Source organism: Vibrio sp. 1457, from assembly GCF_033340195.1.
GTDB lineage: Bacteria > Pseudomonadota > Gammaproteobacteria > Enterobacterales > Vibrionaceae > Vibrio > Vibrio alginolyticus.
The window spans coordinates 108,176-132,496 of the sequence record NZ_JAWOWA010000004.1; the positions used below are offsets into that span (position 1 = coordinate 108,176).

Sequence of the window (24,321 nt, forward strand, 5' to 3'; positions counted from 1 at the left end):
TGGAGTAAATCGAATTATCCAGAAGGTCAAGCAGGCTGCAAATGAGTAGCGTATGAGCTTGATAAGGAGATCGCCATGTTACTTCATCGACATACATACTACGGCTTGATTCATCATGGAATCAAAACACTGTTAATTGATCGCTTAGGCCACTATACAGAAGAAGAGTATCATCAATATCTGACCCTGATGACTGGTAAATCCACTTGCTTCACGATGTCTCTCGAAGAGCTAGAAGCAACGGTCGATAACTTACTGCGGGAAGGCTATTTAGAAGATGTAAAAACGCTTATTTCCCAATATCAACGTGTGGCTTAAGGTTTAAAACTCTCAACTCTATTGCCGCTTCACGCGGCAATTTTTATTCCTTCCATTTGCTGTTTCGACGTGGAAGAAGCTTGCGGTCTATACGATATACTAAGCGTTACTATTCTTACCTTAACTTCCTCAGTATTCACATCTTGTCAGATTCCGTTAGACTGTCTTCAATTCAATAATTAGGTAGATTTTGCCATCATGAAGCAGATCCTAGACTTTATACCACTCATCATTTTCTTCGCTTTATACAAGCTGTACGACATCTACGTGGCGACAGGTGCACTGATCGTAGCAACAGCCATTCAGCTTGTCGTCACCTACGCGCTGTATAAGAAAGTCGAAAAGATGCAACTAATAACATTTGTTATCGTCACTATCTTCGGTGGCATGACCCTTTTCTTCCACGACGACAATTTTATAAAGTGGAAAGTCACCATCATTTACGCGATTCTGGCGATTGGCTTAGCAGTGAGCCACGCATTGGGAAAATCAGCCATCAAAGGTATGCTAGGCAAGGAAATTACGTTACCTGACGCTGTTTGGGCAAAGATTAACTGGGCTTGGGTTGGCTTCTTCTCATTCTTCGCTGGCCTAAATATTTATATTGCTTACGAATTGCCGTTGGATGTTTGGGTTAACTTCAAAGTATTTGGAATGTTGATCGCGACATTTGCCTACATGATTGTGACTGGCTTTTACATTTATAAACACATGCCAAAAGAACAAAAAAATAACTCATCCGATGTGTCCACTGATGATTAAAAACTCAGTTTTGCTATAATCCGCGACTTCACAGCGACCTTAGGGTCGCTGTTTTGCTCCATGTATCAGTAAACCGCTCAAACAACGTACCGTTTTCAGACCATTCTTGCTGCTGTAAACCAACTTTCTCTGGTCCGGTATCTGCGGTTTTTTAAGGACCTTTGGTTCTAGGTATTTACTATGTTGGCGCTTAGTTTGAGCGCCTTTAAGATTTAGGATGTCACAATGAGTCAAGAAATTAGCTCTCCGAAAGGTCAAATGCTGCTTCGTACCCTTGCAATGCCTGCAGATACAAACGCCAATGGCGATATTTTTGGCGGTTGGATAATGTCTCAGCTCGACTTAGCGGGCGCGATTCTGGCAAAAGAGATCTCTTGTGGTCGCGTTGTCACCGTTTCGGTATCAAGCATTACGTTCAAAAAACCTGTTGGTGTGGGCGATGTCGTATGCTGCTACGGCGAATGCACTAAGATCGGCCGCACATCCATGAGTGTCGATTTGGAAGTATGGGTCAAACCCGTCAAAGCTCACGGTGTTGGCGAACGCTTCATGGTTTGTGATGCGACCTTCAACTACGTAGCCATTGACAGTGAAGGTAAACCACGTCCGGTTCAGAATTAGTCAACCTACAACGCTAACAGTTAGAAAGGATCTCACATTTTCTGTTGTTCACTTGTGAGAGACACAAAAAAGGCGTTAAATTAACACTTTACCCTACCAATTAAGGAACTATGCTATGTGGTATGTCATCTTTTCACAGGACGTTGAGAACTCGTTGGAAAAACGCATGAGCGTTCGCCCACAACACTTGGATCGCTTACAAAAGCTACAAGACGAAGGTCGCCTTCTTACAGCTGGTCCGATGCCTGCGATAGATTCTGACAATCCTGGTGAAGCTGGATTTACGGGCTCAACTGTCATCGCTGAATTCGCCTCGCTAGAGGATGCTAAAGCGTGGGCAGAAGCCGATCCTTACGTAGCGGCTGGTGTTTACGATAATGTAATCGTGAAACCGTTCAAAAAAGTGTTTTAATTTATGAAAAAATTACTGTGTCTTTTCTTGGTATTTGGTGCTCTGGCTGGCTGCTCATCAACCGATGATAAGCAGCGCCAACTTGAGCTTATGGCATCAAACCGAGCAGGAGTCTTGTCAGCTGGTCTCCCTTTAGAGTACGGTCCACTGCAAATAATGCGTGTCTCATCCAACAAAAATGTTGTAGAGATGATGATGATTTATAACGATGGCGCCCTCGGTGCAAAGCCGTTAAATCAAGTACTGAATACCAGTATCTATACCTACTGCAGCAACCCAGAAGTTCGCAAGCAAATTGATATGGGCTTGATGTATCGTATTAAGGTACGTAATTCTCGCGGTCAGTTGATGGCAGATGAGTTGGTTTCAGCACAGACTTGTACTCAGGTGAAGTAGCTACAGTAATTTTTGTTGCTTTCGGCATGAGACGATGATTCGCTATTATTGGATAATCTGAAAACGAAAGTTAACAATTAAGAATAGAAAAACGGAGACCACAGTCTCCGTTTTTATTTGCTGTAACGACGTGTTACGCCAGCTCAGCACGGAGCTTCTTCGCCGCTGAAACCAGATTTGCCAATGCGGCTTCTGTCTCCTTCCAGTTTCGTGTTTTCAGACCACAATCTGGGTTTACCCACAAACGTTGAGCCGGAATTTTTTCTGCCGCTTTCTTGATTAAACCTTCAATCCATTCTTCCGTAGGAATGTTTGGTGAGTGAATGTCATAAACACCAGGGCCAATTTCGTTCGGGTAATTGAACTCTTCAAATGCTTTCAGCAACTCCATATTCGAGCGAGATGTTTCAATGGTAATGACGTCCGCATCGAGTGCCGCAACCGAATCAATGATTTCATTGAACTCGCTGTAACACATATGAGTGTGAATCTGAGTTTCTGGTTTTGCACTTGCCGCAGAGACCTTAAACGCATTTACGGCCCATTCTAAGTACGCTTTTTGATCGCGTTTTTTGAGTGGTAAACCTTCTCGAATGGCTGGCTCATCAATTTGAATGATATTGATGCCTGCATCTTGCAGGTCAGACACCTCATCACGCAGTGCCAAAGCAAGTTGCTGCGCAATTTCTTGACGTGTGATGTCTTCACGTGGGAACGTCCAACACAAAATCGTAACTGGTCCAGTCAACATGCCTTTCATCTGTTTGCTGGTTAGCGACTGGGCGTACGTCGACCATTCAACCGTGATCGGTTTTTCACGTTCAATGTCAGCAACTACAATGGCAGGTTTCACACAGCGAGAGCCATAACTCTGTACCCAACCAAATTTGGTCGTTTGAAAACCCGCCAAGTTCTCAGCGAAGTATTCCACCATGTCGTTACGCTCTGCTTCACCATGAACAAGCACATCTAGGTCGAGCGCCTCTTGACGTTTTACTGCGTCAGCAATATGTCCTTTAAGTGCTTGGATATATTCAGACTCAGATAATTGACCTGTACGATAAGCACTGCGCTGAACACGAATTTCACCCGTTTGAGGGAAAGAACCGATTGTCGTGGTTGGCAACAGAGGCAAGCCCAATACTTCAGCTTGATGCGCAGCACGCTCCGCGTAAGGTGCGCTGCGCTCGGCAAGTGACGCAGTAATACTGTTTAAACGTGCTTGAACTTGTGGCTTATTCACATGCGTTGCCGTTTTACGTGCTTTGATTGGCTGGCTGTAGGTATCACAAGCGAGAATCGCATCTTGATCACCATCGAGTGCCCGGCCAAGCAAGGCGACTTCTGTTACTTTTTGTTTTGCGAACGCAAACCAGCTTTTCACTTCCTCACTGAGTTCTGTTTCCTGTTCCAGATCAACCGGGCTATGTAGCAAAGAGCATGAGCTCGCAACCCAAAGGTTGTCGCCCAGTTTTTCTTTTACTGGCTGTAGACGTTCAAGTTGCGCACTCAAATCCGAGCGCCACACGTTACGACCGTTGACCACGCCAGCAGACAGCACCCACCCCTCCGGTAGTTTGGCAACCACGTCGTCAAGCTGCTGAGGCGCGGCAGATAAATCGATATGTAAACCATCCACTGGTAGCTTTACAATTTTGTCTAGCGTATCGCTTATAGAGTCAAAGTACGTCGTTAGCAGCACTTTTACATCGCTTCGAATCACTTGGTACGCTAGCTTGAACGCATCAGCCCATTTGCTTTCTAGCTCCAGTGACAAAATTGGCTCATCAATCTGAACCCACTCAACACCTTGACTTGCGAGCTTTGCCAAAATAGCTTGGTAAGCCGTAAGCAATCGTGGCAGTAGCGTCAGGCGATCGAACCCTTCTTCTACCTCTTTACCTAAGTAAAGATAACTGACTGGACCAAGCAAAACTGGCTTCACTTTATGCCCAGCTTGGGTTGCTTCGTTGACTTCTTCAAACAGTTGAGGCCAACTCACTTCAAATGTATCGTCCTTGCTAAATTCAGGTACGATGTAGTGGTAGTTTGTGTTGAACCATTTAGTCATATCCGATGCTGCAGCGCCCGCACAGCCGCAACCCGCTTGAGATTGACCGCGACCCACTTTGAATAGCGTATCCAAATCAGGGAAACCGTCTGCGTGACGTTTTGGCACGTGACCCAGTAACAACGTGGTCGTCAGTACATGATCGTACCAAGCAAAATCGCCAGCGGTGGTAAAACTCAAGCCAGCATCTGTTTGCGTTTGCCAGTTTTTAGCGCGCAGATCTGCTCCAACCTTTTTAAGCTCTGCTTGATCAATTTCTCCGCGCCAGTATTTTTCCTGAACGAATTTTAATTCTCGTTTTTCACCGATGCGTGGATAACCTAGTACGTGCGTTGTTGTAGCCATGTCCCTATTCCTTTTTCAATCTTGTTTAATTTGTTTGGGTCAGAGTATCTTTCGTCATGAAAGATGTCTGGATGGCTAAACTATCGCTCTCATCTGCGGTTTGAACAACGTCCATTTATTCAACTTGTTTATTAAAAAAATTCATCATGAGGCGACATGATTCGCAAATAAACACAACAAATAGACGTCTAGACGTTTACATATCCATTTTTTGTCGTTAAGTTATTTACACGATTGCTATTCTGTTCATAGCGAGCAACAAAGGATGAAAGGAATTCATGATAGAGCTAAAACATTTGCGGACACTCACTTCGCTTCGAGACACTGGCTCTCTAACGGCAACAGCGACCGCTTTACATCTCACTCAGTCGGCACTGTCTCATCAGATCAAAGATTTGGAGGCGCGAATTGGAGGGCAACTGTTCCTGAGAAAGACTCGTCCGGTGAAGTTCACTTCAGAGGGAGAAATCCTATTGCGTCTTGCAGAAGATATCCTTCCGAAACTCGCAAGAGCAGAAAATGATTTAGCGAGCTTGAAAGAAGACGTCAATGGCCGATTACATATGGCCATTGAATGTCACTCTTGCTTCCAATGGCTAATGCCTGCACTTAGGGAGTACCAACTTGCTTGGCCTAGCGTAACATTGGACTTTTCCTCTGGTTTTGGCTTTGAACCACTCCCAGCTCTATTGGCAGGCGAACTTGATCTCGTTATTACTTCCGATATCCAACCTCGATCTGAAGTCCACTACGAGCCTCTATTCGACTTTGAAATGCGTTTAATTACCGCAACCAATCACCCATTGGCGGAAAAAGAAATTATTGATCCGCAAGATCTCGCAGATCAAACCATGCTCTCTTATCCGGTTCAAAAACAAAGGCTGGACGTCGTAAAACACTTTCTTCAGCCAGCAGGAATAGAACCTGCGAAATGGAAGCAAGCCGACAACACTCTCATGTTAGTTCAGATGGTCTCTGCTGGATTAGGGGTGGCGGCACTACCCAATTGGGCGATTTCTGAATTTTCTCGCCAAGGTCTTATTACCAGTAAACCTTTCGGCCAAGGCTTATGGCGTCGCTTGTTTGCTGCAACGCGTCACTCAGAGAAAGAAAAGCGTTACTTACAAGCTTTTTTCGCAACCGCGAGGCTACAATGTAAAAGCCACCTTGACGGAATCAAGGTGGCTTAAAAGATTTGGATTATGAAAGGCTTAGCGTTGATATGCTTTAAATTGGTTAGTCAATGGATCGTACTGATAACCGAGCATATCAAGCTTGCCGACTACAGACTCTACATCCATCTCATACACTGATACTAACTCGTCAAAACTGTCGCACTCTAAACGTAGCTTTTCGTTGACGATACCTAGCAAAATAGTGCTGTCCAGATTACCTACATTGCTTAAATCCATCGCGACTCTCCTCTTCGACAAGGTATATAAACAAGCGTAGTAGCAATTATGCGAATTTAAAGTGAGTGCGATCTAAAACGTGATCACCTTATACCCAAGCACCAAGAAAGCACTTGGATATAAGCTGTCTAGCTTTGTCTTTAGAATAGAGGTTAAGCCGCGAGAGAGAATAAACCTTGCAGGCTCGTCATCGACGCGAGTGCTAGCAACAAGGCAACGCTCAGTTGCACCTTTTCTGGTTTCTTATGCGTAAAAATATGCCAACACCACACAATAATTGAAGAAATTAGCATAGCTAAAGACAGCAAGATCGGCTGTGTTGCAGCGTTTAGTGTGGCTTCATTTAACTGGTAAGAAGCAAACAACGTTGCGATGACTAATAGCATTCCAGACACAATGCCCGTAACTGGTAAAATACGGTGAAATGCCTGTAGTCTGCTGCGAGCTATCGTAAGCAGCAATTGAGAAAATGACGCCCCAAGGAAAAATATCATTAGCGCCATCGCTATCGATGCTGGCCAGCTTGATTGCTCAAATACTTGAATACTCACATACGCAAAGGCCAAACCATTCGCTAAATGCATCGCCCATAGTGGCCCTTTCTCACGCGTTTTCTTGGTTTGAACCTGAGAATAAAAGTAGAAAATAGCAAACACGATCATAAATGCTTCAATGCGAAGTGACGCAACAGCGAGCCACAATACAGCTACTGCTGGCAACATTTTATGAAGACGTCCTCGCTGACCAGGACAAATATCGCCCTTTATTAGAAGCAAAGTCAGTAGCGCTTGTGCGCCAAATAGCATCGGAGGGAAAGTAACCAGCAATTGTTGAATCATGTTGAATGCACGCTCAAAAGTCATTTTGGGGGGCGATAATATCAAATCAACTATCGCCAAACCACCGAAAGTCGGCCCCCAAATGAGCTAAAACGGTAAGACAATTTTATTCACAGAGAGGCAAGATACTTCAACGCGTCTTCCTGCGTTAAAACTCCACGGTACTCTTCTTTGGTATTACACAGTACCCAAGGGAAACGAATCCCGGTTTTAACCAACTCTCGAATAACAGAGACAGGTAAATCCTCATCAACCAACACAAATTCGGTGCTCATTATCTGATTAACAGGACGTTTCCAAATTCGGCTTTCTCGTTCAGTTTCTCGCTCTGTGCCCATCGAGGGCGTTAGGTGTAAATTCACCGTCTCTTTCGTAATTAACCCAACACAACGATTTTCATTGAGAACAACTAAAGGCGAGCTTGGATTCAAATTCATGTACTCCACTGCCAAGGAGAGCGGTTCTCCAGGGTCCATAGACCTGACTTGTTCATGGCTCACAGATTGCAACACATCACTTTGCTTAGACTCAATCGCGATGTCAGAGAACAGATGCTCATAACTGTTCGCTTTATCCATCAAATCGACAGGCACGGCAGCAGAAAATAGAAAGCCCTGCATGTAATCGACACCGATTTCTGCCAATACTTGAAGTTCTTGCTTGGATTCCACGCCTTCAGCAACCACTTTTACATTCATTTGCTGTGCAAGCTCGGTGACCATTTTCACAATGTTATAGCTGGTGCTCCCTTTATGAATGTTCTTGATGAATTTTCGGTCTATTTTCAGTAAATCAAACTGCCCTTTTTCTAGATAAGAAAAAGAAGAATACCCAGTACCGAAGTCATCAATCGCGATCTCAATGCCCTCTTTCCGCACTTCCTCTAGAGCTCGAGTATGCTCCTCATCTTGTTCAAAATACGCGGTTTCTGTTAGCTCGATAGTTACTCGCTTAGGGTCTACACCACTGGCTTTAATCAAATCATGCGACCGCTGAAGGATCTGAAGAGAATCCAATTTCGTATTGAGGGAGCGATTGATGGTCACGCCCACTTCCTCGCCATAAATTTCTTGTAAGCGCGGAAAGTGCTTCAACGCAGCTTGGCAGACCACATCATCAAGTGCCGCTATGAGTTCTAGATCTTCAATAATAGCGATCATCTTCTGCGTACAATACGCATCATTTTCATCATAGAAGCGTGCGAGGGCCTCGAACTTAACCACTCTTCCGGTTTGAACGTCGATAATCGGTTGAAAGTAAACGTCCACTAGTCCACTCTCTATTTGCGCCTCCAAAAACGCCTCGAGATGTTGGCGCTTCACTAATTCAGAGTGAAGTTCACTGTCGTAAAAGTTGAAATAGCTGCCTTCACCGGAAATAGAGGACAACATCGCTTGCGCTGCATGTGCTAGCGCTTGTCTTGGTCGGTTCGTATCATAGCCAAGGATTGACACACCAGTTTGGCCTTTAACGATAGTGGCATGCATTTTTGTGCCCATTTCATTTCTAAGCTCATTAAAGAACCCTTTCATGGCAATTTGGATCAAACGAACCGGGCTCAACCATTGACAATGAGGGGTCTGCAAGCATACGACAAACACATCCCGAGATAACTGCCCCGCAATACTGGTGTAGCGACTTCGCATAATAAAATCTGCAAAACCTAATTGCTGTTCAAGCAAGTATCTCTCCGAAAACTTGGGTCTGAGTGTCATAACAATGTTGAGTTCTTTATTTCTGCTTTCATTCGCTAAGTTCGCTAATTGGAGTTCAAATTCTTTCCTCGTTGGTAAAAAGGCAGCCCAATCATGCTGTTGTTCACAACGATTTTTCATCCACAACAACGAAGCAGAAATATCCGTAGAAAATCCGAGATAGAGAATTCGTCCAGAATGAAACGTAAGTCGGTAAATACAAAGATGATGAGCTTGGTTGCTACCGTTTGCTGTTTTGCTCAGCAAGTTACCACACCAACATCCTTCATCATTAATTTGCTGCCACAGCTGATCATAAAACGCTTGGCTATGGTGAGAGGTACTGAAAATATGAGTTTTAAGCCCAACCAGATCTCGGTTTTGATAGCCCATTTGTAACTCAAAGGCACGGTTACAACCTAAGATGCGCGTATCTTCATCGGCAACTAAAACGCCTACATTTGGCAAATCAAAAATCGTTTCGAGAATTTTCGCTAACTCCTCGCAACCAGTGATTGTTAATTGCGGAATGATAGTGCCTTGGATAATGCGCTTATTGAGCCTTTCAAAACTAATAGTAACGTGCACTAAGTTAACGTTTTTTAGCATCATGCAACAAGAAAACCGCCCCCGTCCGCCAAAGAGTTCCACTTCTAGAATTCGTTGTTTTAGCGTTTCTTGTTGCCCCATCAGCATATGATCAAACAAGTTATTTCGCTGGTTACTGGCGTACTTATCCCAAATGCCTTTGCCATTCCTTGCTGATCACATTCGAACTCGCGAGTATCAATATCGTAAGACCACTCTATAACAGGAGTTAGACTGGAAGTCGTTTGCATTTTTGGATGCACTGTTGTCGTAGATTCACTCATACCCTAGCCCCTTTTTTTGTAATTAGCCCAAGGCTCAAAATTCACAGTCAATTCGCGACATTCCAGTTGGGACCTGCCGATCCTCTTTATAGATGGATTGTGTCAACGATAAGCCTATCGACTTAGAACTATTTCCAGAGCAGCTCAGCCTTTTGCATTTAATATGCACTAATTTGATTATAGGCTTTACCCCATATAAGCACACCATTGCTTATGCTTTGTATTAAGATTGCGACATTTTTCATGAACCGATCTATAACCATGAGGCTTTCAAGGTGAAATTAGACAGAAAATCGCCGATAGAGCATTGATATTTTTACAAACCAAATAAAACTCGATGAACTAAGCTTGAATAGATGAGTTTGTTATAGATACCTGATAATCAAATCGCTATAATTCGCGCTCCCTGGAACAGAGAGCAAAATATGACCAATAACATCACTCCTATTCATGAGTACAAAAAATACTGGGCAGAGTGTTTTGGTACGGCACCTTTCTTGCCGACCAGTCGCAAAGAAATGGATGCCCTAGGATGGGATAGCTGTGACATTATCATTGTAACCGGTGACGCTTATGTGGATCACCCAAGCTTTGGTATGGCTATCATTGGCCGCCTGCTAGAAGCACAAGGTTTCCGTGTCGGTATCATTGCTCAACCAGAATGGCAAAATAAAGATGCGTTCATGCAACTTGGTAAGCCAAATCTGTTCTTCGGGATCACTGCGGGTAACATGGACTCCATGATCAACCGTTACACCGCGGATAAAAAGCTTCGTCACGATGACGCGTACACACCGAATAACGAAGGTGGTAAACGCCCAGACCGAGCAACGTTGGTTTACTCTCAACGTTGTCGTGAGGCATACAAAGAAGTACCTATTGTTTTAGGTGGTATCGAAGCTAGCCTACGCCGTGTGGCACACTACGATTACTGGTCAGATAAAGTTCGCCGTTCTGTACTGTTTGATGCAAAAGCAGACATCCTACTTTTTGGTAACGCAGAGCGCGCACTTGTCGAAGTAGCACATCGCATCGCAAACGGCGAAGACATCAGCACCATGACCAATATTCGTGGTACTGCCGTGAACTTGCCAGCGGCGCCAGAAGGCTACACGGTTATTGATTCTTCTCGCATTGAAAAACCTCGTAAAGAAGCGTTCGTACCAAAGAACCCATACGAAGTAGAAACTCAGTGTGAAACTAAAAAAGACGAGCCAGTTGCACAACCAATCACAATTCGCCCATCACGCCACGATGCTGCGACGACTGCGGTCCGTTTACCTTCGTTTGAAAAGCTAAGAAACGATCGCATTCTTTATGCGCATGCAAGCCGTGTACTGCATTTAGAAACGAACCCGTACTCTGGTCGAGCGTTACTTCAAAGCCATGGTGATCGTGAACTTTGGGTAAACCAAGCTCCAATTCCATTGACGACCGAAGAGATGGACTTTGTGTTTGGCCTGCCTTACGCGCGTGTTCCTCATCCTATGTACGGCAAAGCAAAAATTCCTGCGTACGACATGATCAAGACGTCTGTGAACATCATGCGTGGTTGCTTTGGTGGCTGTTCTTTCTGTTCGATTACCGAGCATGAAGGTCGAATCATTCAAAACCGTTCGAAAGAGTCTATCATCAACGAGATTGAAGAAATTCGCGACAAAGTTCCGGGCTTTACCGGCACAATTTCCGATCTTGGTGGCCCGACTGCAAACATGTACCGCCTGGGCTGTAAAGATCCAAAAGCGGAAGCGAACTGTCGTCGTCCTTCTTGTGTATTCCCGGGCATCTGTAACAAGCTAAACACAGACCACAAACACACGATCGATTTATACCGCGAAGCGCGTAAAGTTGAAGGCGTGAAGAAAGTGATGGTTGCATCTGGCGTACGTTACGACCTTGCGATTGAATCACCAGAATACGTGAAAGAGCTCGTGACTCACCACGTAGGCGGTTACTTAAAGATTGCACCGGAACATACTGAGAAAGGTCCTCTTGATCTGATGATGAAGCCAGGCATGGGTACGTACGATCGCTTTAAAGAGATGTTCGAGAAATACAGTGCAGAAGCAGGCAAGAAGCAGTACTTAATCCCTTATTTTATCTCTGCGCACCCAGGCACAGAAGACGAAGACATGCTGAACCTTGCTCTGTGGCTGAAAAAGAACAACTTCGAATGTGACCAAGTACAAAACTTCTACCCTTCGCCAATGTGTAACGCAACGTCGATGTACTACTCAGAGACAAACCCTCTGAAACGCGTGAAGTACAAAAAACGTGAAGATGTACCTGTAGCAAAAGGTGAACGTCAACGTCGCCTGCATAAAGCGCTGTTGCGTTATCACGATCCAGCAAACTGGCCAATGATCCGTGAAGCCCTAGTCAGTATGGGTAAAAAACATTTGATCGGTGACAAACAAGGCTGTCTCGTTCCTGCAGAAGACATTGAAGCACAAACACCAGCGCAACGTCGTAAATCTGGTCGTCACGGGGCAAACCGCTTTGCAACCAAACATACCAAAAACCAACCAGGCTTCGGTGGTCATTTGAACAAACGTTCTGAAGGCGGTTCAAAAGATGGTAAACCATCTGGCAACCGTAACGGTTCGGGTAAAGCTACAGGTGGTCAACGCCCTGCAAGCAACGGCCAACGTCCTAGCGGCAACGGTGCAAACCGCCCTGCAGGTAGCAAGCCGCAAGGCCAAGGTCGCCCACAAGGACAAGGCAAACCAGCTGGTCAACGTAAACCAAAGCGTCGCTAACTCTTTAGCACTTAAATACTAGAAAGGGCTCCAGAGGTAACTCTGGAGCCCTTTTGTTTTGTCGGCTCATTGAGGCATCACTCACAACTCAAACTTTGATTCAATCAATACAAAAAATGGTAAACACCAACCAACTTATTGGAAAAACAAACAATTATTTGATTGACGCAAAACCATAAAAATCTAACTCATTGATTTTTAATCACTTTATTTTGGTGCGATATTTGCGTAACAGAGTAAAACTCTTAAACATGGGCTAACGATGAATAATCCACTTCCCCCAAAAACTTCTATGTTCTGGTATGACAACAGCTATACCTATGAGGAGGCCGTTCAGGCATTTGAAAGCGATGGTACACTGAAATCGCTGAATATCGTTCCAACCACGGAATCCGATGATCTTGCTGGCTCCCCCCCAGAGCGCAGTATGTTTTGGGAGGGAGAAACAAAAAAAATCGATCCGCCACCGCCGTCTGAACCAGAACCTCTCAATTTAAAAACTGAGAAAGAAGCAACGGAAGCATCACCTGCGCACTTTATCCCAGTCCGCTATGCCATCGATCAGCTAGAAACAGAAGAGACACAACCTTTTGGTTTGCCTGAAGAATGGAAAGGCCAAGGCCCAGCCAAACTCAATACCGTTGGTTACACCCTGCGTCAACTGCGCGACGGTTGGCTGTATGTCTATGATGCAATCAACAAAAGCTTAGACGAATACGAAATCAAAGGAACGCAATTCACGCTCTATAAGTTGGGAGAATCAGAAAGCCCAAAATCAGAGCAGCGTGGGACACCACAAGATGCAAAACCCTTCCTTACTTACATCAACGGAAGCGTACTATCGATTTGCTTCTCTGAGCACCGGTGGACATGGCACACGTTCATGCGCGTACTTAACAATCCGAGTAATCATATCGATCGCATGCAAACCATTGTTCTGTCCTCAAACGAGAATCAGCACAACATTGCACCAATAGATAAGTTAACCCAAGTCGCTGATATTGAATCTTCTGCCGTCGATGATGGTCGCTTTGCGGATTCTGGCATCGCCACCAAAGCAGATGAAGATGGTTCTGTCTTTAAACCTGTCGCAGTCAAAAGCGATTTAACCTCTGCGATTCCAGAAGAAGAATCAGGCTACTTCGTCGCGATAAAAGATTACGCCGCAGACATTCAAGATATGTCACTGCATTTTGTTGGTGCCGCAAGCCCTTACCGCCTTTTCACTGACCAGTTTTCAAACCAGTGGAACTTGATGCAGACCGCCATGCAACTGTGTATGTTTGGTGCAAGTGACGAGATAGACATGCCAGCTAGCGTTAAGCGTAACGGCGAAGAGCTGTCGTTTTATACCGACATGGCTGACTATTATGACTCTTCTCACCAACTTGATTTGGCAGAGCAGAACAAAAGCTCAGTTCAGTCCGGCTATCCTGCTAAATTTTCCGCTGGAGCGATTGAATCACACCAACATACCCAAAGTGACATTGCTAAAGCGATACAGGACAAATATCGAATTTCTGCGAGCCGTTTTGGTAAATACGAACAATGGATAGCGACTGAACGCTGGCGTCAGCAGCTCAACTGGAAGCAAATGCTGAGCGAGATGCAAGAGCTGTCAGAACAAAAAGAAACCATGCTAGCCCAAGTGGTTTCGGTCAAACGCGACTTTATCGCAGTAATGGAGTCCTTAACACCTCATCATCTTGAGAGAACCTTCGACCTATACAGCGAAGACACGCAGTACAGCTTGTATCAACTGCACAAGCAAGCGGTTGAGTCATTTACTTTGGTGATGCAAGAAGAAGACCGCCAATGGGCAGAAAGCCAATGGGAGAAACCAACCAGTTTACTAGCTCTCTATGCCTCTGGGTTTAGTCGTAGTTTATTTAAAGTGATGGAGAAGAATATTACTGAGGCGCAGAATGAACAGTCGATCGTCTCAGACAATCCTGAACCTGATAATCAGTTGATGGACCAGATATCTGATACCAGCAACCGCGTGAATATGTACTCTAAGATCATGGACTTTGTTTCCAACCCAAACACTGCGGAAACAGCCTTTCTCAAAGATATCGCCAAAGGTTTCCAAGAGCTGGATATTATTTTTAAATCTGCAATAGGTGCGCTTGCAAAAGGCGTTGTAGAGTTTGGTGTTAGCATGACCTCACAAGTATCAATTTCGCTGATGCCTGTTTTCGCTAAACCTCTGAACCGTCATAGCTATTATTTATTTGCCGTTATTGCAGAACATATGGCACACAATATGCCCGTAACAATAAAAGAAGGTTACGCTCACGATTTTAAAAAATGGAAAACACGCGTAAGTGATTATCTGATTAAGCTCGAAAAAAACGATGCAATCATTGCTGACTTCCAGAAAAATAACCGCAAAGCTGACTCTAAATACACAACAGCTTTAAAAAATAAAAAGACTATTAAGAAGGCTCTCGCTGTAGCTACATTGGAGTACCCGCAGTACATTGAGTTACCTGATGATCTACCTCAAAGAACCATCGAGCTTAGAACGCGGATCGTGATGAATAAGCTCAATGATTTGAATAAACTGTTCGAGAATGCCGGTGGTCTAGGCTTTCTGGCATTAGTATTTAACTGCATCGCGCTTGGTGATGCCATGAGCAGTATCCAAGACACTGGATTAATGTCCTCAGATGAATTTTTGGATATCCAACAAAAGCTTTTTTATACAGTCAACGCTTGGACGGGTATTCGCACCGGTAAACTTTGGGACAACGTAAGAGTAGATAAAACGCTACGAGCACGTTCTTTATCTGCCCTAAAAGAAATGGCGAAACGTGATACCACAATACCTATTTCTTCTTTGAGTGATCTTAAAATTTTCAACAAATGGCTTGCGGTAACAGGAATAATAGGTGCTTTAGCTTCAGGGATAGAAGCTTACCGGTCGTTACAACAACTTGATAGTTTGAATGGCACTGCAAAAATTGCGGGATACTTCAACTTTTCTTCTTTAGTTGGACTTACAGCAGTAGGGACCTTTCAAGCTGTAGGAGGAATAACTGGCGTATGGTCAGCAAACGTTCTTTTCGGTGGGCCAATCATGTTTGTCATTATGGGGCTAACTGCAATTTACCTTTTGAGCAACTATGTAATGAGCAAGTTCAAACAAGACGATTTTCAAAAATGGTTAGATAAATTACCGTGGGGATATAATTCCGCCAGAGCACAATGGAGTCAGTCTCCAGATCTGTTAGAACGAGAAAAACACAACTCTTCATTAGTACAAAAGGCACTATTTGATTTACAAACCATCATAGATAAACCATCAATCTACCAAGTGCCAATGATGCGGGTTGTTCCCAATTCATCAACGCAATACCCATCAGCAATGCAGGAGCTGTTTGGTATTGAGTTGCATATCCAAGTTCCTACCAAAATAGCAAGAGATGGAATTAAACTTCGGACAAATACTTCTGTAACTAAGGGAGAATTGATATCAGGAACTTGGTACACCGGAGTAGATCTAGAAACCTTGAATAGCCCGATGAACTCCGCAAACTCTCAAAGCGTGTATAAATTGAGTTTACCTATGAAAGACTCAGCTGACTATCTAGCATTTGAGATAGAATACATCCTCGATGATGAAAACGAATTAAGCCGTAAGTACTGGTTCCAAAATAATGCAAAACAGCGTGCAACTTATACGGCGATTTCAGACAATACTAAACAAGCAACGATCAGAAGTTCATTAACTTCAGATACTAGTGAACTTAGCTTACAGGAGTAACCCTTGGCTTATTTACCTTTTTACATCACGCCAGACGAGTTTTCGGCTTATCAAGAAGAACAAGAGCAACAAATTCTAAAAGGGAAAGAGCTCACAACCTGGCACAAGCACGATATTGAAGAGCCTTTTCGATACTTATACTTATCAATTGCTATAGCCGCAGTCAGCCCGTTATTTTTCCTGACCTACTTTCTCCACGATAGTAGTCAGATGCTCTTGACCTACATATTATCAGGCTTAACGATAATCATGTCCGGTGTTTCTTATCTTACATTTGGTTTAGACAATCGTTATGACTACACCATATCCGAGCAAGGCATGGTCTTGAGAAAGAGACGTGATCTCCCTACTTGGGTGAACTCAGCAGCGCAAGTGATGGGTTGGTTTGGAGCAGTAGTCTGCGTATTTATGGTAATCGCAGTAGGACCAATGGCTCTAGTCGGTGCTGGTGGATTTATTTTAGTTTCATTTCGCATGCTGAAGCGCCAACCTGAAGAAGAAACTGAAGTACGAGTGGGGCTTCGCAAAGATTCATTGTTTGCTCAATACAACAAACAGCGAAAACTCATTGTGATTTATCACAAATTTGACGACTGCTATTTCTTTGACATTGAGCATAAAGAAGTCAGTCGAAACCAAACTCGTGGTCGAAGTTATATATTTTGCAAAACTGAATCAGAAGTGAATTACTTGTTGAAGTTGTTAGTTAACAAGTGGAACATCGAATGCTCTGAAGAAAACAATATTAAACAGCTTTTCAATACAGACCTAATGTACGAAAAACTTCAAGATGTTCCAGTAAGAGGAACTAAATATCTACTAAGCGAAGTAGATAGCCTGAGAAATAAGAATGCCACATTACCCGAACTAAAATACTTGCGTGGTGACTTATGGCTAAGCGAAGCGGAAATCGACCAGCGCAAAGCAGAACTGAATACAACCAAGGAGTAACCCTTGGCATATTCACCATTTTACGTCACCCCAGAAGAATTAGCAGTTTATCAAGAAGCGCAAGAGCAAGAAATACTCGCAGGCGATAATGTCAGAACATGGCACAAGTATGATGTAGAGGAACCATTTCGCTATTACTTTAAACTTTTTGCGCTTCCCTTTGTGATCGCCCCATTCCTATTAACTTTGTTTATACACACGAGTGACACGGTTGGCGTAACTATTTTTTCTTTTATTTTATCGGTGATGGTGTCTGGTGCCTTTTACCTTACGATTGGCCTCGACTATCGCTATGACTATATTTTTTCTGACAAAGGCTTTGTGATGAAGAAACGTCGCAACATGCCTAAGTGGGTGAATACCGCCACGCAAGCCGTTGGCTGGATAGGTGCAGTGGTATGTGTGGTGATGGTAGCGATGGTTGGCCCGATGGCGTTAGTAGGTGCAGGTGCTTTTATATTAGTCTCCTTTAAAATGCTTAAACGCCAACCAGATGAACCAACAGAAGTGAGAATCGGAGAGCGTGAGGATTGGCTGTTTGCGGACTACAATAAAAAAAGGAAAGTGATCCAGTTCTATTTTAAGCATGACATATGCAGATATCGAGATACTGCTCATAAGACTATCTTTCGCTCACAAGATAGATCAGATTGTTATGTTTTCTTTAAAACTGAAGCGGATTTAGAATCCATGGTCACACAACTGTCAGAGGTCTACAAACTGGATTGTAAAGAGGTCGATGATCATAAAAAGCTGTTTGAAGCAAAGCCAGAATCAAGGCTCTTTAGTATTCCAGTTTGTAGTAGAGAATATCAAACCGAAGAGGTATTTGATTTAAGGGCGTCAAATGCCCCACTTCCTGAGCGTGAATACCTTTACAACGGCAAGTGGCAAACGGAATCTGAAATCGAACAATCAAAATCTGAACTAACGGCAGCCAAGGTATAAACCTTGGCTTATTTACCTTTTTACATCCCCCATGAAAAGCTTTAGGTTTACTCTGATGTACAAAAAGAAAAATTGGTTCAAATAACGAATTTTTAACTCGAGGATAGGAGAGTAAGCCCGAACCTTTCTATCCTCTACTAAACACCCATTTTGCACTGAGCAAATAATTGCTCACCATGCCTGCCAATATGCCTAAGCTCAAAGCCAAATAGACCATCAACCCTTGCGTTCCTAGGGCGAGCGTTACGCCTTTGAACACAATAAAGTTCGGCAAAGCACTGATACAGGCACTCGCCATAAATTTTTGCCATTGAGCGAAAGGGTTGGTTTTTTCTGCTTGAGAGAAAGTCAGCCAGCGATTGCCAAGCCAAGTCGTGGTTGCTGCAAACAAAAATGCTATCCCACGAGCCAGCATCAGATCCAGACCAAACCAATGGAACAACACAGAAAAGATAAGGGTGTCGACCATAAAGCCGACACCACCTACTAGAGCAAACCTTGTTAACGAAGCAAACCTTTCCAGCGAAGCAAATTTTGGTAATTTGCGCATTCCGTTACCCAACCACACAAGTGTAGAGTGAGCGTTTCGATTTTGCTGTGAACTCATTGGTACAACTCAACGCATTTTCATGAATCATGCTATCCACTTGCTGCGATTTACCAATCAGGTGGAATTTCTTCAGATTGTTTAAGTCATTCTTATCTTCAAGCTTTTTCGCCTGACCATGACTATAGAACTGACCTGAGAACGGGCGCTTACCAATGTAGAAGACCGGAGCGTTGTCATTAATTTGCGCGAAGATGATGCGATCGCTGCGGCTATCTGCTTTGCCCATATTCAAAACCAACATCGCAATCATAAGCAGGGCTGGCAACACCGCTGCCGTTCCGGTCAGCCATTTGAAATCGTGTTTATCCACCAGCATTGCAATCAAGATACCCAATGCAGGCACACCCGGTAGCACGTAAGCAGGCAAAATATTCCCAGCCATGGTGAACAAGATCATTGGTGAAATCAGCCAACACATCAGGAAGCTAAATAGACCTTGATGATCCGTTTCAATGGCTTTGAGTACCTTACGACGTTTCCATGCCAAGATAGGCAATACAATTGACCAAGGCGCAGCCGATTGCAGCCAGAATACCCAGATCATCCCACGTGGTTGATCATGAGCAGAGCCATACAGGTCCCCTTCCCAACCGCTGACAACAAAACGCTTAAAGTGCTCGCCAACAATAAAGTAATCAATAAATCCAGGCGTCGCCATTTCAGCCATGATGTACCAAGGTAGAGCAATCGCCAGCATGAGCGCCACCCCCAACACAATTGGAAAACGCTGCCACAAGGCTTTGAAGGCACCGAAGAAACCATGCTGAATCACAAGCCAAGGAAACACTGCGATGCCCATGATCACGATCGCCACCGGACCTTTTGCTAACAGCCCGCAAGCCAAGCCAAAGAAACCGAGATAACCCCACAATCGGCTGTGTTTGTCTTTGCCAAGCCAGCAGTAGTAAAAGCCGACCATCGCCATGGTCATTGCCAATGTCAGTGCCATGTCTGTCATCACTGCACCCGCCGCAATTGAAAAGATGCCACACGTCGCCAATACCAACGCTGCGATGACTGCGTTAAAGCCAGCGCGATGCGCCATGGCTGCAACAAAAATAATAGTCGCGACACCCGCCAACCAATGAGGCGCGCGCACTGCGAATTCATTCAATCCAAACAACTCAATGCCGTAAGCACTCATCCACGTGAACAGGGGTGGCTTCCCCCAAAAAGGCACGCCATAATCAAACTGTGGGGTAAGCCAATTGCCTGTTTCCACCATTAAGCGCGCCATTTCGCCGTAGCGGGCTTCGGTGGTGTCCATCAAAGGGTAAGCGGCAAGTGAAATAAGACGGAGTAAAAGAGCAAACGCCAACAACAACCACAGATGGGTTTTATTAATACTCATGATTACGCGGTTTCTCCCAGTTTAAACTTCATGGTTTGGATGGATTGATGTTTTGCAGGCTGCTCGTAAACAGACTGAACAAGATAAAGAGGACGTTGCTTGGTCTCGATAAAAATGCGGCCAATGTATTCGCCCAAAAGGCCAATCGACAGCAGTTGCACACCGCCCAATGCAAGTTGGACGACCATCATGGATGGGTAGCCAGTGACAGGCTCACCAAATACAACAGTTTTCATCACTATGAATGCGCCATAGATAAAGGCACTGAACGCCACCAATGCACCGGCAAGTGTCGCTAAACGCAAAGGACGAATGGAAAACGAGGTAATGCCGTCCATTGCAAGGCCAATCAGCTTGAGGTAGTTCCATTTGGTTTCACCACAGAAACGAGCGTCACGCTCAAACTGAACCGTCACTTGCTTGAAACCCGGCCAAGAAAAAATACCTTTCATGTATCGGTTACGTTCTGGCAGCGCATTGATGTGTTTGACCACTTTTGCGCTCAGTAGACGGAAATCGCCCACATTCTCAGGCACATCCAATTTCGCCATGCTATTCAGCACTTTGTAAAAGCAAGCGGCCGAGAAGCGTTTGAACCAAGTTTCGCCGTGGCGTTCACTGCGCTGCATGTTCACCACGTCATACCCTTCACGCCATTTTGATACCATTTGCGGGATTAACTCCGGCGGGTCTTGCAAGTCAGCATCAATCACGATCACCGCTTCACCTTGGCAGTGTTCCAGCCCCGCACTCATGGCGGACTCTTTGCCGAAGTTACGGCTTAGTGCAATACAACGAACGTCGCTAGAAGATTGAGAAAAGTTTTGCGCGATCATTAGGCTGTCGTCTTTGCTACCGTCGTCGACATAGACGATTTCGCAGCGTTCTGGCATTTCATCCAAAACGGCGGCTAAACGACGATGAAATTCAGGCAAGACTTCTTGCTCGTTAAAGAATGGCACCACAACAGACAAAACTGTTTTAGGCTCAGTGTGTTGGCTCACCTTTGAAAAGGTTGCAGCGTGAATGTTGAAGGTTGACATGCTACTCTTCCACTAAATCCGATGAATGAATCCAGTCTACAAACATCAATGTGAAAGAGATGTTGTTGACATCTTTTTCACGTTCTTAGTGAATAATGTTCGGTTAAGACGAAGTCTTATTTTCGAAAACCCGCCCACTTGGAGAGAAATACATGAAACGCGTACTTTTAGTCGAAGATAATCGAGAAATCGCAGGCATGCTGTTCGATTATTTTGAGTGTGCAGGTATGGAACTCGATTATGCAGACAACGGCGAGCTCGGCCTGAAACTGGCGATGGAAAACACCTTCGACATCATCTTGCTCGATCTCATGCTGCCACGCATGGATGGCCTGACCATGTGTAATAAACTTCGCGACGCGGGCAACAACACACCGGTACTTATGCTGACTGCACTCGATAGCCGTGACGATATGCTCAAAGGCTTCCAACACGGCGCCGATGACTATCTGACCAAACCTTTCGATCTGGATATTCTAGAAGCGCGCATGATGGCACTGATCCGCCGTTACCGTGGCACTGTCGCATCGAGCAAGTTGGAATACGGTGAAGTGTCTATCGACCAAAAAACGCGTAAAGCTTATCGCCAAGATAAACTGTTGGCGCTAAACCCTACCACTTACACCATTCTGGAAATGCTTGTGAAAAGCGCGCCAGACGTAGTGACACGCGAAGAAATTGCCTTCCAACTTTGGCAAGAGAACGAGCCGAACAACGACGTTCTGCGCAGCCACATTTACCAACTTCGCAACCAACTTGATAAGCCATTTGAACAACATGTGCTTATCACCGTGCCGAAAGTTGGCTTCCGCTTGGAGACAGGTGCATGATCAATCGCTTACTTGCTAGCACGCAAAGCACACAAAGTATGACAGGGCGACTCGCTCTGTTTTTCTCTTTTGTGTCGGTCGTGATTGGCATCTTCTGCTTTTTGTTGATTACCGGCTCCCTGCTTTGGTCTGAAGACCGCGTGGGCGAGCGTCGTATTATGGTCGACAAAAAAGAAGCAATTGAACATTTCCAGTCCCACCCAGAGCAAGGCAGTATTCAGCTTGACCTGCTCACCACTGCATACAACGACATCTCATTGGTTGCCGAGCGCTATCAAAAATACCTGATTGGTCAAAAGCACTTTCTTGATGAAGTAGAAGACGGTGAATACTCGCGCATGGTTTACATGAGCACTTACACCTACAAAGGCGTTGAACATCCCGTTATTCTGGTTTCCTTGATTGATGAAATCGAGATCACCTCAGAGGAATTCATTCTCGTCGTCGCTATGGTGCTGTCCATTGTCGCCGTGCTGGTGTTCCTGTTTGGTAGCCTCCTGCTGCGCTTATCACAACGCTTGATTGAACCCGTCAATGCGCTTAAAACTCAACTCGACCATCATCAAGGCGATGCTACGCAAACTTTTAGCGTGCCAGAGGGCTCGGCCAAAGAGTTCCAAACCCTCGCGGATGAGTTGAATGAGTATCGCCACAAAATCAACCAAGTCATCAAGCGTGAGCAAGCCTTTGCACGATACGCAAGCCATGAACTGCGTACACCGTTAACCGTAATGAAAGGCTCAAGCAGTTTACTGGCAAGAAGTGCGAACACGGATTTCCAGACCCGCCAGGTGAACCGAATTCAAGATGCAACGCAGCAGATGTCGACTATGGTGGATGCCCTACTCGGCTTAGTGCGTTACGAGCGTAATGCAGATGATTCACCAGTGCGCAGCATCACCGAAGAAGAACTCATCCAAATCATCTTCCAAAGCCAAGCTCAGGCGGATGAGAAAGCACTCAGCTTTGATGTACAGATCGACGGAAACCCAAAAACGCGCGCTACCAATGCTGTGTTGACCATTATTCTTGGCAACCTGATTCGCAACGGCATCGCCGCGACACCATCGGGATCAATTCATATCAGCATCGGGGAAAACACCATCTCGGTACGTGATGAAGGCGAAGGCTTTTCGACCATTCCACATTCTGATGGGCACGGATTGGGTTTGATGATTGTGGATGATTTATGCCAGCGTTATGGCTGGCAATTTAAGATTGGTACACATCCAGAAGGTGGTTGTGAGGCGGTGATTGACCTTACGTCAGAGCATCAGGAATAACCGAAATGGTTGTACTGAAACCCAGACTTTTTATCTGGGTTTAATGGCGTTACACTACGCGCCCTTTTTAACGGCAAGGTCGCGTGGTTGGACACGTCAGCAGTAGCATGAAACTCTCTGAAAGCCCGATAACTCAACACAACTTCAACGGTCATACGTTTTTCCTTAAGCGTGATGACATGCTGCATTCTCACTTTTCTGGGAACAAGGCACGTAAGTTTATGGCGTTGATGGAAACGCAGAACAGCGACATCAAAACCCTCATCAGTTATGGCTCTGCTCAATCCAACGCGATGTATTCGCTTGCCGCTCTGGCGCAAATCAAAGGCTGGAACTTCGAATTCTACGTTCAACACATTCCTTCTTGGCTTAAAGACTCCCCTATCGGCAACTATCGTGGTGCGCTTGATTTGGGTATGAAAATCACCGCCATGCAAGACATCGGTAGCGAACTCCACCCTAGTGAATACGTCCACCAGGTACAAAGATTAGATGAGTCGACATTGCTTATTCCAGAGGGTGGACGTTCCCACCTCGCTGAAGCTGGCATCAAACAGTTAGCACGAGAAATTCTTGATTGGACGCGATTGAGAGGTAAAGAACAGTTTACCGTCGCCCTGCCATCAGGCACTGGCACGACCGCTTTATATCTTCATAAACATTTAAGCCCACACGGCATAGAAGTGCTAACTTGCCCTTGCGTAGGCGATGCAGATTACTTAACTGAGCAGTTCAACCAGCTCGGTGAAAACAGCCACCCAACCATTTTAACCGTGCGCAACAAACACCATTTTGGTCGCTTGTACGAAGAAGATTACATCACATGGAAAGCACTCTTTGAGCAAACCGACCTCGAATTTGACCTGTTATACGACCCGTATATGTGGCAATGCCTCACCCCTTGGTTGGAAGAGAACACAGATAAAACGGTGATTTATATTCACCAAGGCGGGTTACTTGGCAACGAGTCGATGTTGCCAAGATATCAACGAGAATTTGAATAGCGTGTTCAAATAAAGTTGTTGCTGATTACAG

General features: G+C 44.9%; 19 protein-coding genes and 1 pseudogene. 13 read left to right on the forward strand and 7 right to left on the reverse strand.

Translation table 11 applies throughout. The features are described from left to right. Positions 1–75 precede the first annotated feature (75 nt). From R7Z41_RS05760 to R7Z41_RS05780, 5 genes are all read left to right on the forward strand, one after another. Complete coding sequence (locus R7Z41_RS05760) at positions 76–318, forward strand: hypothetical protein (protein ID WP_206970714.1); 243 nt, start codon at positions 76–78, stop codon at positions 316–318. 198 nt (positions 319–516) lie between these two features. Beyond that, positions 517–1,080 carry a septation protein A gene (locus tag R7Z41_RS05765; protein ID WP_149192439.1) on the forward strand — a complete coding sequence of 188 codons (564 nt, stop codon included), beginning with the start codon at positions 517–519 and terminating at the stop codon, positions 1,078–1,080. A 225-nt stretch (positions 1,081–1,305) separates the two neighbouring features. Beyond that, the gene (gene yciA / locus R7Z41_RS05770) at positions 1,306–1,701 is read left to right on the forward strand and encodes an acyl-CoA thioester hydrolase YciA (protein ID WP_005376768.1); all 396 of its coding nucleotides are present in this window, start codon (positions 1,306–1,308) and stop codon (positions 1,699–1,701) included. A gap of 115 nt (positions 1,702–1,816) precedes the next feature. Then, positions 1,817–2,113, forward strand: a complete 297-nt coding sequence (locus R7Z41_RS05775) for a YciI family protein (protein ID WP_005376766.1) — start codon at positions 1,817–1,819, stop codon at positions 2,111–2,113. Positions 2,114–2,116: 3 nt separating this feature from the next. Further along, positions 2,117–2,509, forward strand: coding sequence for a GspS/AspS pilotin family protein (locus R7Z41_RS05780; RefSeq protein ID WP_005376765.1), 393 nt, complete (start codon positions 2,117–2,119; stop codon positions 2,507–2,509). Positions 2,510–2,642: 133 nt separating this feature from the next. On the opposite strand, the gene metE is transcribed toward R7Z41_RS05780, so the two are convergent. Then, positions 2,643–4,925 carry a 5-methyltetrahydropteroyltriglutamate--homocysteine S-methyltransferase gene (gene metE / locus R7Z41_RS05785; protein WP_025767259.1) on the reverse strand — a complete coding sequence of 761 codons (2,283 nt, stop codon included), beginning with the start codon at positions 4,923–4,925 and terminating at the stop codon, positions 2,643–2,645. Positions 4,926–5,203: 278 nt separating this feature from the next. On the opposite strand from metE, the gene metR reads away from it, so the two are divergent. After that, positions 5,204–6,115 (forward strand): HTH-type transcriptional regulator MetR, encoded by a 912-nt coding sequence (gene metR / locus R7Z41_RS05790; RefSeq protein WP_005376763.1) that lies wholly within the window; start codon positions 5,204–5,206, stop codon positions 6,113–6,115. 21 nt (positions 6,116–6,136) lie between these two features. On the opposite strand, the gene R7Z41_RS05795 is transcribed toward metR, so the two are convergent. The 3 genes and pseudogenes from R7Z41_RS05795 to R7Z41_RS05805 form a co-directional block, all read right to left on the reverse strand. Further along, entirely contained in the window at positions 6,137–6,337 is a 201-nt protein-coding gene (locus R7Z41_RS05795) for a DUF4250 domain-containing protein (protein WP_005376762.1), read from the reverse strand. A 152-nt stretch (positions 6,338–6,489) separates the two neighbouring features. After that, positions 6,490–7,200, reverse strand: a complete 711-nt coding sequence (locus tag R7Z41_RS05800; RefSeq protein WP_005389354.1) for a hypothetical protein — start codon at positions 7,198–7,200, stop codon at positions 6,490–6,492. An 86-nt stretch (positions 7,201–7,286) separates the two neighbouring features. Next, positions 7,287–9,742, reverse strand: a pseudogene (locus R7Z41_RS05805) (EAL domain-containing protein). A 425-nt stretch (positions 9,743–10,167) separates the two neighbouring features. Between R7Z41_RS05805 and R7Z41_RS05810 the strand changes: the two are divergent. The 4 genes from R7Z41_RS05810 (at position 10,168) to R7Z41_RS05825 (ending at position 18,169) form a co-directional block, all read left to right on the forward strand. Continuing rightward, entirely contained in the window at positions 10,168–12,501 is a 2,334-nt protein-coding gene (locus tag R7Z41_RS05810; RefSeq protein WP_064368606.1) for a YgiQ family radical SAM protein, read from the forward strand. Between the two features lie 262 nt (positions 12,502–12,763). Beyond that, on the forward strand, positions 12,764–16,270 hold the full coding sequence (locus tag R7Z41_RS05815; RefSeq protein WP_206970719.1) for a T6SS effector BTH_I2691 family protein: 3,507 nt from the start codon (positions 12,764–12,766) through the stop codon (positions 16,268–16,270). A gap of 3 nt (positions 16,271–16,273) precedes the next feature. Then, entirely contained in the window at positions 16,274–17,221 is a 948-nt protein-coding gene (locus R7Z41_RS05820; protein ID WP_138940436.1) for a hypothetical protein, read from the forward strand. Between the two features lie 3 nt (positions 17,222–17,224). Then, positions 17,225–18,169 carry a hypothetical protein gene (locus R7Z41_RS05825; protein ID WP_206953372.1) on the forward strand — a complete coding sequence of 315 codons (945 nt, stop codon included), beginning with the start codon at positions 17,225–17,227 and terminating at the stop codon, positions 18,167–18,169. 127 nt (positions 18,170–18,296) lie between these two features. Here R7Z41_RS05825 and R7Z41_RS05830 read toward each other — a convergent pair whose 3' ends face one another. The 3 genes from R7Z41_RS05830 to R7Z41_RS05840 are packed head-to-tail and all read right to left on the reverse strand — an operon-like array spanning position 18,297 to position 21,173. After that, the gene (locus tag R7Z41_RS05830) at positions 18,297–18,719 is read right to left on the reverse strand and encodes a GtrA family protein (protein ID WP_033905699.1); all 423 of its coding nucleotides are present in this window, start codon (positions 18,717–18,719) and stop codon (positions 18,297–18,299) included. A 4-nt stretch (positions 18,720–18,723) separates the two neighbouring features. Further along, on the reverse strand, positions 18,724–20,130 hold the full coding sequence (locus R7Z41_RS05835) for an ArnT family glycosyltransferase (protein ID WP_033905700.1): 1,407 nt from the start codon (positions 20,128–20,130) through the stop codon (positions 18,724–18,726). A gap of 2 nt (positions 20,131–20,132) precedes the next feature. Further along, positions 20,133–21,173 carry a glycosyltransferase family 2 protein gene (locus R7Z41_RS05840; protein ID WP_203345894.1) on the reverse strand — a complete coding sequence of 347 codons (1,041 nt, stop codon included), beginning with the start codon at positions 21,171–21,173 and terminating at the stop codon, positions 20,133–20,135. Between the two features lie 152 nt (positions 21,174–21,325). Between R7Z41_RS05840 and R7Z41_RS05845 the strand changes: the two genes are divergently transcribed. From R7Z41_RS05845 to R7Z41_RS05855, 3 genes are all read left to right on the forward strand, one after another. After that, a complete protein-coding gene (locus R7Z41_RS05845; protein ID WP_005389368.1) occupies positions 21,326–22,003 on the forward strand; it encodes a response regulator transcription factor in 678 nt (225 codons plus the stop codon). Further along, a complete protein-coding gene (locus R7Z41_RS05850; RefSeq protein WP_017820496.1) occupies positions 22,000–23,286 on the forward strand; it encodes a sensor histidine kinase in 1,287 nt (428 codons plus the stop codon). Before R7Z41_RS05845 ends, R7Z41_RS05850 begins: the two co-directional genes overlap by 4 nt. A 107-nt stretch (positions 23,287–23,393) precedes the next feature. Next, positions 23,394–24,290 (forward strand): 1-aminocyclopropane-1-carboxylate deaminase/D-cysteine desulfhydrase, encoded by an 897-nt coding sequence (locus R7Z41_RS05855; RefSeq protein WP_206970722.1) that lies wholly within the window; start codon positions 23,394–23,396, stop codon positions 24,288–24,290. Positions 24,291–24,321 lie beyond the last annotated feature (31 nt).

Excerpts from the sequence above, each read along its gene's own strand:
- R7Z41_RS05760 (WP_206970714.1), top strand. The coding sequence starts at position 76 with ATGTTACTTCATCGACATACATACTACGGCTTGATTCATCATGGAATC.
- R7Z41_RS05765 (WP_149192439.1), top strand. The coding sequence starts at position 517 with ATGAAGCAGATCCTAGACTTTATACCACTCATCATTTTCTTCGCTTTA.
- yciA (WP_005376768.1), top strand. The coding sequence starts at position 1,306 with ATGAGTCAAGAAATTAGCTCTCCGAAAGGTCAAATGCTGCTTCGTACC.
- R7Z41_RS05775 (WP_005376766.1), top strand. The coding sequence starts at position 1,817 with ATGTGGTATGTCATCTTTTCACAGGACGTTGAGAACTCGTTGGAAAAA.
- R7Z41_RS05780 (WP_005376765.1), top strand. The coding sequence starts at position 2,117 with ATGAAAAAATTACTGTGTCTTTTCTTGGTATTTGGTGCTCTGGCTGGC.
- metE (WP_025767259.1), bottom strand. The coding sequence starts at position 4,925 with ATGGCTACAACAACGCACGTACTAGGTTATCCACGCATCGGTGAAAAA.
- metR (WP_005376763.1), top strand. The coding sequence starts at position 5,204 with ATGATAGAGCTAAAACATTTGCGGACACTCACTTCGCTTCGAGACACT.
- R7Z41_RS05795 (WP_005376762.1), bottom strand. The coding sequence starts at position 6,337 with ATGGATTTAAGCAATGTAGGTAATCTGGACAGCACTATTTTGCTAGGT.
- R7Z41_RS05800 (WP_005389354.1), bottom strand. The coding sequence starts at position 7,200 with ATGACTTTTGAGCGTGCATTCAACATGATTCAACAATTGCTGGTTACT.
- R7Z41_RS05810 (WP_064368606.1), top strand. The coding sequence starts at position 10,168 with ATGACCAATAACATCACTCCTATTCATGAGTACAAAAAATACTGGGCA.
- R7Z41_RS05815 (WP_206970719.1), top strand. The coding sequence starts at position 12,764 with ATGAATAATCCACTTCCCCCAAAAACTTCTATGTTCTGGTATGACAAC.
- R7Z41_RS05830 (WP_033905699.1), bottom strand. The coding sequence starts at position 18,719 with ATGCGCAAATTACCAAAATTTGCTTCGCTGGAAAGGTTTGCTTCGTTA.
- R7Z41_RS05835 (WP_033905700.1), bottom strand. The coding sequence starts at position 20,130 with ATGAGTATTAATAAAACCCATCTGTGGTTGTTGTTGGCGTTTGCTCTT.
- R7Z41_RS05840 (WP_203345894.1), bottom strand. The coding sequence starts at position 21,173 with ATGTCAACCTTCAACATTCACGCTGCAACCTTTTCAAAGGTGAGCCAA.
- R7Z41_RS05845 (WP_005389368.1), top strand. The coding sequence starts at position 21,326 with ATGAAACGCGTACTTTTAGTCGAAGATAATCGAGAAATCGCAGGCATG.
- R7Z41_RS05850 (WP_017820496.1), top strand. The coding sequence starts at position 22,000 with ATGATCAATCGCTTACTTGCTAGCACGCAAAGCACACAAAGTATGACA.
- R7Z41_RS05855 (WP_206970722.1), top strand. The coding sequence starts at position 23,394 with ATGAAACTCTCTGAAAGCCCGATAACTCAACACAACTTCAACGGTCAT.